This is a genomic window from Candidatus Binatia bacterium (genome assembly GCA_036382395.1).
In the GTDB taxonomy this organism is placed as follows: Bacteria; Desulfobacterota; Binatia; order HRBIN30; family HRBIN30; genus JAGDMS01.
Genome location: DASVHW010000035.1, coordinates 1 through 14,312 on the forward strand (window position 1 = coordinate 1; position 14,312 = coordinate 14,312).

Annotated in this window: 13 protein-coding genes; 7 read left to right on the top strand and 6 right to left on the bottom strand. The window is 64.8% G+C overall.

The genetic code is table 11. The features are described from left to right. Positions 1 to 248: 248 nt before the first annotated feature. Entirely contained in the window at positions 249 to 875 is a 627-nt protein-coding gene (locus VF515_01890; protein HEX7406378.1) for a hypothetical protein, read from the top strand. A gap of 233 nt (positions 876 to 1,108) precedes the next feature. On the opposite strand, the gene VF515_01895 is transcribed toward VF515_01890, so the two are convergent. The 3 genes from VF515_01895 to VF515_01905 form a co-directional block, all read right to left on the bottom strand. Further along, the gene (locus tag VF515_01895) at positions 1,109 to 2,452 is read right to left on the bottom strand and encodes a metallophosphoesterase (protein HEX7406379.1); all 1,344 of its coding nucleotides are present in this window, start codon (positions 2,450 to 2,452) and stop codon (positions 1,109 to 1,111) included. A gap of 255 nt (positions 2,453 to 2,707) precedes the next feature. Beyond that, the gene (locus VF515_01900; GenBank protein ID HEX7406380.1) at positions 2,708 to 4,852 is read right to left on the bottom strand and encodes a molybdopterin cofactor-binding domain-containing protein; all 2,145 of its coding nucleotides are present in this window, start codon (positions 4,850 to 4,852) and stop codon (positions 2,708 to 2,710) included. Beyond that, on the bottom strand, positions 4,849 to 5,325 hold the full coding sequence (locus VF515_01905) for a (2Fe-2S)-binding protein (GenBank protein ID HEX7406381.1): 477 nt from the start codon (positions 5,323 to 5,325) through the stop codon (positions 4,849 to 4,851). Before VF515_01905 ends, VF515_01900 begins: the two co-directional genes overlap by 4 nt. A 379-nt stretch (positions 5,326 to 5,704) precedes the next feature. On the opposite strand from VF515_01905, the gene VF515_01910 reads away from it, so the two are divergent. The 3 genes from VF515_01910 (at position 5,705) to VF515_01920 (ending at position 8,108) form a co-directional block, all read left to right on the top strand. Then, on the top strand, positions 5,705 to 6,592 hold the full coding sequence (locus tag VF515_01910) for an IS1595 family transposase (protein ID HEX7406382.1): 888 nt from the start codon (positions 5,705 to 5,707) through the stop codon (positions 6,590 to 6,592). Positions 6,593 to 6,754: 162 nt separating this feature from the next. Beyond that, positions 6,755 to 7,192 (top strand): hypothetical protein, encoded by a 438-nt coding sequence (locus VF515_01915; GenBank protein ID HEX7406383.1) that lies wholly within the window; start codon positions 6,755 to 6,757, stop codon positions 7,190 to 7,192. A 463-nt stretch (positions 7,193 to 7,655) separates the two neighbouring features. Further along, positions 7,656 to 8,108: a helix-turn-helix transcriptional regulator gene (locus VF515_01920; protein ID HEX7406384.1), complete on the top strand. Its 453-nt coding sequence runs from the start codon at positions 7,656 to 7,658 to the stop codon at positions 8,106 to 8,108. 96 nt (positions 8,109 to 8,204) lie between these two features. On the opposite strand, the gene VF515_01925 is transcribed toward VF515_01920, so the two are convergent. Beyond that, complete coding sequence (locus VF515_01925; GenBank protein HEX7406385.1) at positions 8,205 to 8,924, bottom strand: murein L,D-transpeptidase catalytic domain family protein; 720 nt, start codon at positions 8,922 to 8,924, stop codon at positions 8,205 to 8,207. Beyond that, positions 8,921 to 10,648: a L,D-transpeptidase family protein gene (locus VF515_01930; protein ID HEX7406386.1), complete on the bottom strand. Its 1,728-nt coding sequence runs from the start codon at positions 10,646 to 10,648 to the stop codon at positions 8,921 to 8,923. Before VF515_01930 ends, VF515_01925 begins: the two co-directional genes overlap by 4 nt. A gap of 347 nt (positions 10,649 to 10,995) precedes the next feature. On the opposite strand from VF515_01930, the gene VF515_01935 reads away from it, so the two are divergent. From VF515_01935 to VF515_01945, 3 genes are all read left to right on the top strand, one after another. Continuing rightward, positions 10,996 to 12,234 (top strand): hypothetical protein, encoded by a 1,239-nt coding sequence (locus VF515_01935; protein ID HEX7406387.1) that lies wholly within the window; start codon positions 10,996 to 10,998, stop codon positions 12,232 to 12,234. Positions 12,235 to 12,579: 345 nt separating this feature from the next. Beyond that, the gene (locus VF515_01940; GenBank protein HEX7406388.1) at positions 12,580 to 12,873 is read left to right on the top strand and encodes a ubiquitin-like protein; all 294 of its coding nucleotides are present in this window, start codon (positions 12,580 to 12,582) and stop codon (positions 12,871 to 12,873) included. A 301-nt stretch (positions 12,874 to 13,174) separates the two neighbouring features. Next, complete coding sequence (locus tag VF515_01945; protein HEX7406389.1) at positions 13,175 to 14,071, top strand: CPBP family intramembrane glutamic endopeptidase; 897 nt, start codon at positions 13,175 to 13,177, stop codon at positions 14,069 to 14,071. A 33-nt stretch (positions 14,072 to 14,104) separates the two neighbouring features. Here VF515_01945 and VF515_01950 read toward each other — a convergent pair. Next, a partial coding sequence (locus VF515_01950; protein HEX7406390.1) for a hypothetical protein occupies positions 14,105 to 14,312 on the bottom strand: 208 nt, incomplete at its 5' end.

The window sequence follows — 14,312 nt, forward strand, 5'->3', positions numbered from 1 at the left end:
ATCGACCCCAGGGACTGGACCGACGCACAGCTTGAAGCCTACCGGGCCGGTGTGCCGCTTGCTCAGGTGTTAGCCATGGCTGGAAGCGCCCGAAACGCGGTGGCAGCATGAGCCCGAACAGAAACGGCGGAGATCCGCTGAGAAGTGGCAAACAGCAACACCCCTTTGGAGGTGGTAGAAAGGCCGGGCCGCCGCCGTGGCCACTCGATCCACGGCTACCCCCTTCACGCCGGCATCCGGAAGGCCTCTTGCGGTGCCAACGGTGGGAAATCGATGACGGTGAGCAATGGCAATGCAGCAAGGCCGCCCGCCGAGGCTTTCGCGTGTGCGGTGTGCATGGCGCTGGCTATCCGGCGCGCGAAAGACGCGGGGAAGCGAAGAATCCCAAACTGAGCGGCCTAATCGATGGTCAGTACGCGAAGCCCGACACCATTGCGATGATCTTCGAGACCAGGCCGGATCTCAGAGCCTTGTTCCTCCAGGAAATGAACGGCGATGGACTGCTTGATTTACGGCCACAATTGGCGATGGCCAAGGTGTTGGCGCATTACTTCGTCGAGAAGGCCACGCCGGAGGATACGGACAAGTCTTTTGGCAAGACCCCACCAGTACTGGCCGCCATCGATACGCTCAACCGCGTCATGCAGATCGCCGAACGTTTCGTCTCGATTGAGGAGAAGCTCGGGCCGATCACGCACGCGGAGCTGAACCAATTTGCCCGGGCGGTTGCCCAAACCGTGTTTCGGTTTGTGGCCGACGAACGCCAAGCCGAGGCGTATGAATACCTCCGCCGCCAAACTCTCCGACAGGAGGTACAGTGTGGGGGAGAAACGGAGGCCGAATCGCACGACCGTCACGGGTTCCTTCGCGCTTAGAGGTTGAGGGCGATCGCCGCATGATGTCCCGTTAGGCACCGACCGGCGGTTGACGGTTTGTTTCTAGCGCGGAACCCTTGTGGCACACGTGATTTCGCGGAAATCCCATAGTGGTAGGGTTTTATGGGATTTCTTAGTGGGACCGCACGCTGTACTGCTCGTCCCCGCCTCGACGATTTGACTCGGTGCGATGTGGTCGGACGGACCATTTGAGCATCGTAGCTCAGCGTGCATCAGACCGCGTGCGCTGAACGCAGGACGAGTAGCGCGATCTCCGGTGGGATGCCGATCCGCATCGGGTAACCGTAGAATCCAACACAGCGGGTTACGTACAGGCGCATGTCGCCGCGCGGGAACAACCCCTGATCGGGAAGGCCCGCGAGTCCGATCACGGTGATGGCGTGCGAGGAATCAAACTGCCAGCCGACTTGCCCGCCGTGCGTGTGTCCGGAGAGGACGAGATCAGAACAGCCTGCGGGCAGCGTCTTGAACGTGCTGGGATCGTGGTTGAGCAGAATGCGCGGCACACGGCGACGCGGGCCCCATGCCGCCACGATCCGCTCGTACGCCAGCGCTCGTTGCCAGCGATCGAACTGAAAGTCGATTCCGGCAATCTCGATCGGCTCACCGTTCACGGAGACGGCGGCGATACGATCCCTCAGGACGATCACGCCGCAGTCGCGGAGGCGCCGCTCAAGCCGCTGCGGGTCGTCGAAGTCGTGATTGCCGAGGCAGGCCCATTGCCCGTGCGGCGCCCGGATGCGCGCGAGCGCCTCGTACAGCGGCGCGTCGAAGTTGCCGGCGCGGTGCGTGAGAAAGTCTCCGGTGTGGAGCACAAGATCCGGACGGCACTGGTTGGTGAGGCGCGCCACGCGCAACAAGCGGCGCCGGTCCATCGCACCGCCGACGTGGATGTCGGAGAGATGGACGACCCGCAGGCGATCGAGCGCCGCCGGCCAGAAGGGCAGCACAATCTCCCGCTCTTCAACACGGAAGTCGTAGGACAACGACACGCCGGAGAGCGAGACGCCGAACGGCAGGGCGGCGCCGAATAAGCCGGCCTTCTGCAGCAGCTCTCGCCGCCCGATACACCCATCGGCCGCGGGCGGCGCCGCAGAGGGGGTGAGCGACAGCACGCGCCGGATGCATCGGCTCGCCAGGCGGGTGAGCCCCCCGAACGCGTACCCGAGCAGCAGTAACGCATGGCCGCTGAACCAGACCGCGCCGATCCACGCGATGCCGGACGCAGACAAGATCGAAGGCGGCTCCATCTGCCGCGCGCTCAGCACCTGCGCGACCATGATTGCATCGAACAATAGGCCCGTCGCGGCGGCGGGCCAGACGACCGATCGCGCGACGTGCGCCTCCAGCAGACGATGCAGCCGCACGCGCGCGTAGGAAAAGGGAACGAACGCGAGGGGGACGAGCGCTAACAGCAAGAACGCCAGTCGGTTTCCCGACGCGGCCAGCCACGCGCCGGCGAGCAGCAGCAGCACGTTGAGCGCCAGCTGCCCGGCGGCCACCCACCGCGCGGCACCCGCCTCCGTCCGTGGAAACCGATGGGGAAACGCTCGCATCCGTCTTCTTCACTGCAAATCAAGGGGTACCCGTAAGGCTACACCCGTCGTCTCGCCCGTCAAACCCGGCGACGGCCTTCCGCTCTGCCATTCGGACTGCGGGACGCATCGTGTCCCCTCGATGATGCGGTCGGCTTCCTCGCACGCTCCAGCGGATCGCCGGCATTCGGCTAGGCCGTGTCCAGCTCGGGGTCTCGAAGAGATTGCGGCCAAGCTCGCCGACTTTGGCGACGATCCGGGCCCAAAGGCGCAGCCTCAGGCGTTTTCGGCGCTGGCGAGTTTCCCATGCTCCCGCGTTGCGCGGATCGCTTCACGGATCCGCTCGGATGTCATCGGCAATCGTGACAGACGTGCACCACTGGCATCGAACACCGCATTGGCCATCACCGCGCCCATGGGAACGATCGCGGGTTCCCCTCCCCCCTGCGGCGCCAGTGCGTCGTTGTTCACTAACACCGTCTCGATCTGCGGCAGCCACGAAAAACGCGGCAGATTGTACGTTCCGAAGTTACGGTCGACTATTTCACCACCGCGGAAGCGGACCTCCTCGGCGAATGTGTAGCCGAGCCCCATGGTCACGCATCCTTCCATCTGCATCTTTGCCCCGTCGGGGTTCACAACGAGCCCCATATCCTGCGCGCAGACCACCCGCTCCACCTGCACCGCCCCTTGGACGGCATCCACCTTCACCTGCGCCATGAGCGCAACGTAGGTTCCCGCATCGATGCCGCACGCCACCCCGCACCCTTTGCCGCTCGGGGCCGTCGCCGTCGTCCAGCCGAAGGCTTCGGCCGCCGCCTTGATGACGCTTCGCATGCGTGGGTCAGCGGTGTTGCGGAGGCGAAACTCCACCGGGTCCACGCCCGCCGCTGCCGCCATGACGTCGATGTGCGATTCGCCAGCGAAAACGTTCATGTTCGCACCGGGCGCACGCCAGGGGCCGACACTGAACGGATGGGGGCTCGTGCCGCCACTCATCCAGCCGCCGTATGCGCGCACGCGGGCGTTCGGAATATCGTAACACAGCGCCGTGCCGCGGTCGCCTGCGGCGTACACTTCGTAGTCCCAGAGCGAGACGTGTCCGTTCCCATCGATCGCGGAGACGATCTTCACCACCGCCGCGGGATCGAACGTGTCGTAGAAAAACTCCTCGGCGCGGGTCCAGGCAACCTGCACCGGTTTGCCGGTGATCTTGGCCAGCCGGGCCGCCTCCGTCGCCTGTTGCCCGGCGCTCTTTCCGCCAAACCCTCCGCCGACGTAGGGAGTGATCACGCGTACGTTCCCCACCGCGATCCCCAGCGCCTCGGCGACCCGCTCACGCATCGGGAAGGGTGTCTGCGTCGACGCCCACACCGTCACCTTCCCGTCCTTCACCGCAGCAACGGCGGTGTGCGGCTCGATCGGCGCGTGGGCAACGTAGCCTTTGCGATAGGTCCCCTCGAACAGCCGCGTCGCGTTTGCCCGCGCCGCAGCCGGGTCGCCACGCTGCGCCTTCACCTCCGGCTTGGGCGCCGATTTCAGCAGGTGATCGAAAATGCTCTCGTGGTCGACCGTCGCCGTCGCGGTGCGCCACTCCGCCTTGAGCCGCTCGAGCGCCGCGCCGGCGACCTCCGGATCGGCGTGCAAGACGGCAATGAGGTTGTCCTGCTTCACCAGCGACACCCCCGCCATCTTCTCGGCCGCGGAGGTGTCGAGTTTCGCCAGCTTGGCACCATGCGCCGGCGGACGCAGGATCCGGGCGTAGAGCATTCCGGGGAGCCGAACATCCCCCGCATACTTCGCCGCCCCCGTCACCTTCTCCGGTGCATCGCTGCGTTTCGGCGAGCGGCCCATGACCGTCAATTCAGACGCCGCGCGCAGCACCGCCTTCTCACCCACCGTGCGCGCGATCTGCTTTCCCTTCGCCAGTTCGCCGTACGTCACCTGCCGCGCCGGGTCGCCGACGACCGAGACCACCCCGTTCTCCACCGCAAGTTGCGCCTTCGGCACACCGAGTTTGGACCCGGCCAGTTGCAGCAGCACGGCGCGGGCTTCCGCCGCGGCCGCGCGCAGGACCGGGCCGAACATGCGGGTGGTCAGCGAACCGAACGTGCCCATGTCCCACGGGCACTGGTCGGTATCGCCGAGCACCATGTCGATCGAAGCGAGCGCCACGCCGAGATCCTCGGCCACCATCTGCGCCTGCGACGTCATCACCCCCTGCCCCATCTCGATCTTTCCGGAGAACACGGTCACGCGGCCGTCTGCACCGATGCGGAGATAGGCGTTGAAATCCTCCGGGTAACTGGGGCGACGTTCCTGGGCAAGGAGATCGGAGGGGCTGACACTGACGAAGACCACGATGCCTCCGCCGACCAGCTTCAAGAACGTGCGGCGGTCCATACCCCGGGCAGCGCTCATGACTTGCTTCCCTGCGCGCGGGACACCGCTTCGATAGCGGCGACGATCCTCTGGTGCGCGCCGCAGCGGCAGAGGTTCTGCTCCATCCCTTTCAGGATCGCCGCACGCGTCGGTCGCGGCTGATCGAGCAGCAGCGCCTGGGCGTTCATGATCATCCCCGGCGTGCAGTACCCGCACTGAAAGGCGCCGTGATCGATGAAAGCCTGCTGCAGCGGGTGGGGTGTTCCGTCGCGGGCAAGGCCTTCGATGGTGACCACGTCGGTGTTCTCAATGGCCTTGAGCGGAGTCTGACAAGACCGCACCGCCTTGCCATCGACGATCACCGTGCAGGCTCCACATAGACCCTCACCGCATCCGTACTTGGTCCCCGTCAGCGCCAGATCGCAGCGCAGTACCCAGAGCAGGTTGCGATCCTCGTCGGTGTTCAAAGTGATCGGCCGGCCATTGAGACGGAACCCGATGGACTTTCTCATGCGCGCTCCCCCTTCGACAAGCTCAGGACATGCTTCGAGAACCGGTACGTGTTGGAGGAAATCGTACCAACGATATATCGCCGCGGCAACCGCACGACCGTCGTGCGCGTCCACGAGCCGTCTCGGCAGGCCCGGGCGAGCGTCGACGGGGAACGACTTCCCGCGTCACCAGGAGAAAACGCTGGCCCAAGTCTCCGGAAGTGGGCTACGAGCGTACCAAGGCAGCTTGGTGTGCCGTCCATCTGGGAAAAAGGGAGTAGACGGTTAGCTCCTCCTGCCCCAAGATGTTGTGGTGGGCGTATCGTCCGAAGAGCCGACCTCACCTCTGGCGCTGGTCGCGGGCCGCGACTACCCGCGCAGCTACCGCGAGTTCGTGGAGATGTTTCCGGACGCGGCAGCGTGCGCCGCTTACTTGGAGCGGTTGCGCTGGCCGGGTGGGTTCGCCTGCCCGGCATGCAAGGGCACCGCCGCGGCATGGCGCCAGACGCGAGGTCGCCTGGTGTGCCCTGTGTGCCGGCATCACGCCTCTGTCACGGCTGGAACGATTCTCGACAAGACGCGCACACCCCTGACGACCTGGTTCGAAGCGGCGTGGCACGTGACGACTGCCAAGAACGGCCTATCGGCCAAGACGCTCGAGCGCACGCTGGGCACGAGCTACCGAGTCGCGTGGGCGATGCTGCAACGGTACCGAGTGGCGATGGTTCGTGCGGAGCGGAGCCCGCTGTCAGGCAACGTGGAAGTCGACGAGACCTTGGTCGGGGGCGTCGAACACGGCGGCAAGCGCGGACGTGGCACATCGAGGTCGGTCGTGGTCATCGCCGTCGAGGTTCTCTACCCCAAGGGCTTCGGGCGAGTCCGCATGCGCCACGTCCCTGACGCGTCGGGCGCCAACCTCCTGCCGTTCGTGTGCGACGTCGTTGCCCCCGCCTCCACGGTATGCACTGACGGCTGGGGCGGCTACAACGACCTGCCCAAGCACGGATACACGCGCCAGAAGACGGTGCTGTCGTCATCAGACGATCCCGCCCACGTGGTCATGCCCGCCGTGCACCGGGTCGCCAGCCTGCTCAAGCGGTGGATTCTCGGTACACACCAGGGCGCCGTCACTCCAGGCCACCTGCAGTCCTACCTGGAGGAGTTCACCTTCCGTTTCAACCGCCGAACCTCCAGCAGTCGCGGCCTCGTATTCCGCCGGCTTCTCGAACAAGCGGTCGTCACCGGTCCTGTTACCGAGGACGACGTCACCGACGGCTACGACTGGTGAACCACAACCGGCTGGGGGTGGAGGAGCTAACCGTCTACCCCCCCTCTGGGAAATATCGGCTGATGAGATTTCCACGCTGACTTGGTATGTTGCGCCAGCCGGGTGAACTCGCCGCTTCGGTCGGCGACAACGTTGTTGCAGCCGTGCGACAGGCGGGGGAACGTGCTCAAACGAAGACAACTGCTGCTTGCAATCGTCGCGTCTTCTACCCTGCTGTCGGGGTGCGCGGATGTCCCTGCGCTGCTGCGCCGGCACACGTACCCGCCGAACTTCAAGTACATTACGCGCGAACAGTTACATTCCGCCATGTGGCAGCTGGCAGATGATGTCCGCGCCCTCGACGCGGTGATGCGTCAACCGGGCCCCATCGATGCCGCACGACATGCCGAGGTCAAACGGCTGCTGCTCGCTATGCGGGACGACACTGCCGCGCTGCAGGCGTACGGGCGGCCCACGAATCACCCGCTGATCGGGGAGCACCTCGAGAGGTTTCAGAGTGATGTCAGCCAGGCCCTCCTGGGAGTCGAGGCGCAACCGCCGAGCTATTACTTGGTCGGCTCCGTCTCCGGGGCCTGCCTGCCCTGCCACAGCCCGGACTAGCCCACCGTACGCGATTTGGTGCGAGCCGGGCTTTGGTGAGCGGCTTAAGTAACTCGCTAGTCACCCGACGTGTACCATTCCTCCGACCGGTCGCGTCCGCACAGGCGCAGGTAGAACGCCAGGAAGCCGTCCAAGGTCCCGGCGCTTGGCCTCGATGACGGCACCGGCCTGGCCGGCGACCTGGCTCCGGAAGTACAGGTCAGCGAGGGCGCGAGGCTCCGTTTGGCCTCCGCAAGCCGGGCTGGAACGTTATGTTGTAGATTATGTGCGGGAATCAGGGCTGTTTGGGGGCGCTTTTGGGTGGGCATAGGGCCAAAGTCTAATACATAAGGGATGTTACGTTAAAGAATACTGTAAATCGGCATGCCGTTTGACCCCCAATCGGCGTCCAAGATTGACCCCACCTTAGATCACCTAACCCGCTTCGAACATTGAACTTTCACACCGCCCGCTGGGGTCACGATTGGACGCCGAAAGGGGTCAAACTTGGACGCCGATTCACAAACTGGCGGCCTACACCACTTTACGTTCGGATGCGGTGGTGTTCGGGGTGGGCGCCAGTCCCACAATCGCGGTCCCGTTTGCGCTGTTCGCAGAGGCCACATTCCCGGAGCGGCTCAAGAAGCTGCGGCTGGCACGCGGACTGACACAGAAGCAGCTTGCACGGGAGGCAGGGCTCGCGCAGGATCTGGTCTACCTGCGGGAGCGCGAGTACCGCCGGCCGCGGCGGCGGTCGCTGGAGCGGGTCACCGCGGCCCTCGGGGTGTCGGCCGATGACCTACTTGCCGGCGCTGGCCGCGGTGGCGCTCAACGGTCGGGCAGAACGTTAAAACCAGCCACCTCGCCACCGAGGATGGCCGGAGGGCCAAGCGAACACGCTACTACCCCCCGGCCTATGGCCGCGGCGTCATCGTGATGCTCCGGTGTGTTCTCGTTGTCTGGCTTCTTCAGGCCGCCGGCGCTCCGGAAACGGCTTCGTAGAGAGTGTCAACGGGCGGTCCGCCGGTGACGCCTACTTGGCCGCGAGGTTCGCGTCGCACTGCAGGAAGCGCGACTGGCGCAGCCAGCGGGGATCCGGATAATACGCGAAGAGAGCCGTGCCCTCCTTGATGTGCCGCACGATTTGCGGAAGCACGGCGCGATCCACCGCGGGGCAGCCCCAGCTGCGGCCGAGCTGGCCGAAGCGCTGCACCACGCGCGGGTTGACGTAGGCGGCGCCGTGCATCACGATGCGGCGCTCCTCGGCGCGGTCGTTGATCCCCAGCTCCAGGCCGATCAGCCGCAGCGACTCGCCGTGCCGGCCGTCGTAAACGTCGTCGGTGCGGAACAGCCCGAGGCTCGACTGACGGGACTCCGGCCGGTTGGAGAAATCCACCGCGTACGCCTCGCCGCTGTTCTGTCCGTGCGCGACGAGTTCGTGGAACAGGACCTGGCGTTTCGCCAGGTCGATCACCCAGAGCCGCTTCTCGGTCGACGGCAGCGAGTAGTCGATGACGGTGAGGATAGGGCTGTCGAACTGACCTTCCGCCCGGCCACACCGGTACGCCCGCATCGCCAGATCCAGAACCTCGCGACGGGGCCACTCGGCCGGTGCGGCGGGCAATCGCTGCACCTCGCCCTGCCAGGCCCTCGGCTTCGAAAAACGGGAGCCGCGCGTTCGCGCTGACGAGGCGCCGGGCAGCACGCAGCAAAGGACGATTACCGCCGCGGTTCTCCACATCCACCGATTCATTTCGACTCCGCTTCAACCTCGACCGTGACGGGTGCTGGAGTTGGATACGGATACGGCGGACCTTTTGCAAGTACCGCGTCGAGTCGCGCATCGTGCCCGTAGATATCCTTGAAGAAATGCGTCGTCCCGTCCTCGTCGACCACGACCGTGCTGTAGAGCAGGTAGACCCCGACCGGCCGCTCCAGATACACACGCCGGTTGTTCCGGCCGCTCTTCATGGAGGTATCGATCGCCTCGCGATCCCACTTGCCCTGCCCGCGGAGCACGAATTCCGCCAGCGCCGCCGCGTCGGATACGCGGATGCATCCGTGGCTGAAATCGCGCCGGCTTTTTGCGAACAGTCTCTTGGTCGGTGTGTCGTGCATGTAGACGTGGAACGGGTTGGGAAAGACGAACTTGAGTAAGCCGAGGGCGTTGTCGTCCCCGGGGCGTTGCCGGATGCGGCCGTGGTGAAACTCGAAGTGGTGCCGGGAGAAGTAGGCCGGATCCTGCTCTGAATCCGGCAGGATTTCTTTCTGCGCAATCGTGGGCGGCACATCCCAGTACGGGCGAAACACGAGGTACTGCATGCGGGCGTGCAGCACGGGCGTCTCGTGACGCAGAGAGGCCGAGCCCACCACGGCGCGCAGCTGCAGCGCCGGGCTGGTATTCCCGCGGTAGTATCCGCGCAGCTGGAACTCGGGCAGATTGACGACGACGAACGCCTCGTCTTCCGGCGGCGGCAGCCACCGCAGCCGCTCCAGCGCCAGTTCGATCTGCCGTACCCGGCCCGCCGGAGAGATCTGCAGCTGGCTCAACGTCGCCTCGCCGATGACTCCGTCCGCGCCGAGGCCCTGGCGCTCCTGAAACCGCCTCACCGCCTGGACCAGGTCGGGATCGTACACGCCAGCGTTCTTTGGCGCTTGGGCGGCGCTCGGCAGGTCGCCGATGGCGCGCAAGAACTCCCGCAACGGTCCAACGCCCGCGTGCGACTCGCCCGGGTGAAGCTTCGGCAGGTCCGGAACCTGCGGAAAATCGGTGCGCGCGGCCAAATCGCGCCAGTGCGCCAGCGCCGTGATGAGAGACGCGAAGAGCGCAAACTGCGGATCGAGCGTGGCCAGAAGTCGCGCCGGCGCTTCCGCCGCCGGCAGTTGCGACACGAACGCCACCGGGTCGAACCGCCTGGCCTCCATCTGGAGGGCGAATCCGACGGCGCGGGGCGGGACGCGCCCGAGGTGCGCGTCGGAGATGTAGCGGAGGACGCAGACCGTCAGTGCGGTGTCGAACGCTCCGGCGTCTCCGGCCGCTGGCGGCGTGGCGGAATCGAAGCGCGCCGCCTCCTCGCGCAATCGTGCCGCGTCGTAATCCTCCGGCGACAGCCCGCGCCGGTCCGCCTCGGACAGCGCGCGGAGGATCTCTGCTGCCTGACTGGTCGGCTTATCGCTGCGCAGCCAGAGGGGGCGGAAGTTCGCCGCTTCGTACAGTCGCCGGGTGGAATCCTGCCGGTCGGAGAAATCCGGCCGATGCAAAAGCGGCTGCCGGCCCGCTTCGACGATGCCGCGAATGGCCGCTACGATCGGTTCCTGCGCCGGCGGCGTTTCGCTTTCCGCGCCCTGCGCGGCGAGGCGAAGGAGGCAGATGGAAACGAGACAGCAAACCAACCTGGCAGAAGGCCCCCGCCGAATCGCCGCCGGTCCCCACCCTGCGGCACTGTCGAGTCCACCAACCATAATCCGATGCAGCATGCTCAGAAGAGCGGGGCTGTTGCAAGACGAAAGAAGTGGTGTGATCGACACGGGGTGGCCGCCCGAACGGCGAGGTGAGGGAGGTGCGAAGAGGGGGACTTGAACCCCCACCCGCGCAAGGCGGAGCAGATTTTGAGCCTACCGCACCGAGAAAAGCCCTTGTCCCCCAAGGGCTTTTTCTTTTTGCCATGCCTGTCAATCGGCTTCCAAAGTTGACCCCTTTCGGCGTCCAATCGTGACCCCGGCGGGCGGTGTGAAAGTTCAATGTCCGGAGCGGGTTAGGTGATCTCAGGTCGGGTCAATCTTGGACGCCGATCGGAGGTCAAACGGCATGCCGATTTACAATTATGCTACCTTTGCCACCGATGGATGCCGTTGCGGCGACTCTCTTCGCAGCCCTGCAAGAGTCCGGTATGCCCGAGGTACCCGAGCGGTTCTCGGTCGCACTGGCGCATCAAGAGATTCCCAAAGCGATTCTGGCTGAGATCGACAACTTCATCCGCACCTTCGATCGGGTGACGACCCGGTCCGCATGGCACGAGAACGGACCCGCCTCTGTCCCCGAGATTGCGCATCCGAAACGGGACGAGGTGTGCTTCTTCAGTGCCTGGGACTTTCATCTTCCCACCGAGGAGCCCGCCGCATGGCAGCTCATCGAATGCAACGACAACGGGTCCGGGTTCCTCTTCGCCGCGCTCATCAACCGCTTGTTCTATGAGATCTTCGGGCTGCACCGGGATTCCGCCATAGAGCCACCGCCCGAGTTTGCAACCGTGGCGGACCGCGTGGCCAGCATGGTGGAAAGAGAGACGCGGGATTTCTTCGGCGAATTTCCGAGGCATGTGTTCCTGATCCTGGACGACCGGGAGTCGTTGGAACGCGGAAAGTTTCGCCACGAGCTGATCCTCTTGCGCGGGCTCTTGCGCCAACGTGGCTGGCTGGCGGAGCTTGCTGCGCCCCAGGAGATCCGCTGGAACGGCACACAACTGCTCTGGCAAGAGCAGGAGGTCTCGTTCGTCATCAACCGTTCAACCGATTTCTTCTGGCAAGATGCGGTGTTTTCCCCGCTTCGTGCCGCCTACCAAGCGGGCCGGACCTACGTCGCGCCAAACCCATTTACGTATGCCACGCGCAGCGACAAGCGGCTGCTCGAGCTCCTCTCCCGCCCAGACTGGGACGGACGGCTGGGCATTGAGGCTGCGGAACGCGCGCTGCTGAGTGCCCATGTCCCGGAGACCTTTCTGCTGCGAGAAGACAACGTGGACGACCTCGTGCGCAGCAAAGAGATGTTGGTTTTCAAGCCCATCCACGGCTTTGCCAGCCGCGGTCTGCTCACGAGCTCGCAGGTTGGCCGCACGCGCCTGCGGCGGCTCCTGACGAAAGGCGAGGGCTATGTGGCGCAGCGACGGGTCCCCAAGTCCCGCTTGCGCGGGCCGGGGACCGCGGATGTCTTCCTATGGGCCGACCTGCGTGTGTGGGCCTATCGTGGCGAGCGGTTTCTCCTCTCCGGCCGCGCCTCGGTCCGACCCGACATCCTCGACCTCACCCCTCCCGGCGGTTGGCTCGCGACCTACGCTCGCGCCTGAGCGGCGCACCGTAAGGGCGTTGTCTGGGTAGGCGCTGTGATGCGGATGGATGATGTCGACGCCGACCACCCGGAGCGTTTGATAATCGTCGAGCCGGGCGTGGTTTTCCCCGTCCGGACTTGCGGATGAGGCCCGCCTCTCCACAGGGAGAACGCCGCCGTGTTGCTTCAGTAAATGGTCTCTCTTGACTCTGGTGCCGCCGGTGCCACCTCTCTTATTCGAGCAAGTCCGCCACGTTCCTGAGTGTCGGAGAAGCATATGGCTTGCCACCCGAGGGTCTGGCGTCGGGGCACGAGTGCAAATCGTTTGTCGAGGTATCCGTTCTCAGCAGCGGTAGGCGGTGGGATGAGCAATTATCAGGAGCGCGAGTCCTCTTGCATAGCCGAAGAAGAATGTCCCCTTCCCTTTGACAGGGGCGTACCGGCTATCGTCGCGGGGAAGGTTCTGGAAGACGGTCGGACGTTAGCGGACTACAACATTCAGAAAGAAGCCACGCTGCACCTCGTCCTCAAGCTGAGGTCACAACCGAGTCACGTGCCCCTGCTGAGTCGCGGAATGGGGGTCGTGCTGGTGGCGATGCTGAGTCTGGTTGCACTCCTGGCGCTGAACCGCAGGCGACGACAGGTACCCAGGACATAGGTTGCAGATAGGCACAAAGCGCAGAGGGGGCGAACACTCAACTCCAACCACTACACTGCCACTGTCATCGTCATCATCATAGTATCCCAGCGCCCCCTGAGTAATGAACACCCGCTCTTGCAGCCATCAGCACCTGTAACGATCGTTATCAGCGCACCCGATCCGTCCATGCTGCCAAGCTCGACTTGGCCGTGGTTACGTGAGAGATCGGTAGTGGTGCATTTTCGTTCCGAACATCGTTTGCGGCAAGGCACCCCAGTAGATTATGGGGACCATTGAGAGCGGATTGTACTGAGCGGCCATGATCTGGCTCGTTCTCGTCCTCCTCGTGGCCCCGTACTTCGCGCTCGCGTCGGCGCGAGTGGTGGCTGCGCTGCGCCGCCTTTACGACCACCGCCTGCACGGAGGGCTGCTGGCGGCAATGCTCATCCTCCCCTACTTGCTTGCGACGCTGCCGGAGGCCGGGCGCAATCCGGGCGAGTTCTTCGACGGGCTGGTGCGAATGGTCGCCTACATCGGCATCCCCACCCTCGCCATGCTCTACCGTCCCGCACACCACAAGCCGCTGGATATGTTCGATGTGATCGTGATCCTCGCGCTGTGGTTCCCGATCGAGTTTGACTGGCTGCCCGATGCCTCCGCCCGGCTGGCTCCGAGCCTGGCCCTTCCCATCCCCAAACTGATCGGCGCGGACCTGGCGTTCCTGCTCTTCCTCGTCATCCGTCCGCTGGATAGGTTGGGATATTCCTTCCGATTTACGCGCAGCGATTTAGGTCACGCGCTGCAGGGGCTCGGGGCATTCGCCGTCGTCGGTGTGCCGCTCGGGTTCGCCATCCGCTTCCTCGGGTTCGGCCTCACCCCCTTCCAACCGGGGGACTGGCTGCTCAAGCTTGTCGCGATCTATCTGCTGATTGGCGTGCCGGAAGAGTTGCTGTTTCGCGGCATCATCCAAAACCGGATCGAACAGCGCTTCGGGAAGGGATGGGTCACGCTCGTCGTCGCCGCCGTCATCTTCGGCGCGTCGCACCTCGACAACGCGACGAAGGGCTACCCCGTGCCCAATTTCGCCTACATGCTGATGGCCGCACTCGCCGGGCTCGCGTATGGGTGGGTGTGGCGCAAAACTGGCAAGATCACCTCCGCCGCCCTCACGCATGCGCTGGTGGACTGGATATGGGGTGTGGTGCTGGGAGGGTGAGAGCCGCTGTGCCGAAAAAGGCTTAGGTTGATGTCAAATCGAAATAAGGACACTACCCATCCACGCTGCATATAAGACCCTCCGTAAGCAAGAACTCACGGTCGCTTGGGTCCAGCGTCTCAGCACGGCAGTCGCATCGGTACCCAACATCCGGCAGCGCTGTCGGATGCTGCGCAGTGACATCGGCTCGCTGCCAATGAGCGCCGCTTGCGCCTCGGCGTTCAGCGGATCGGTGCGCTTA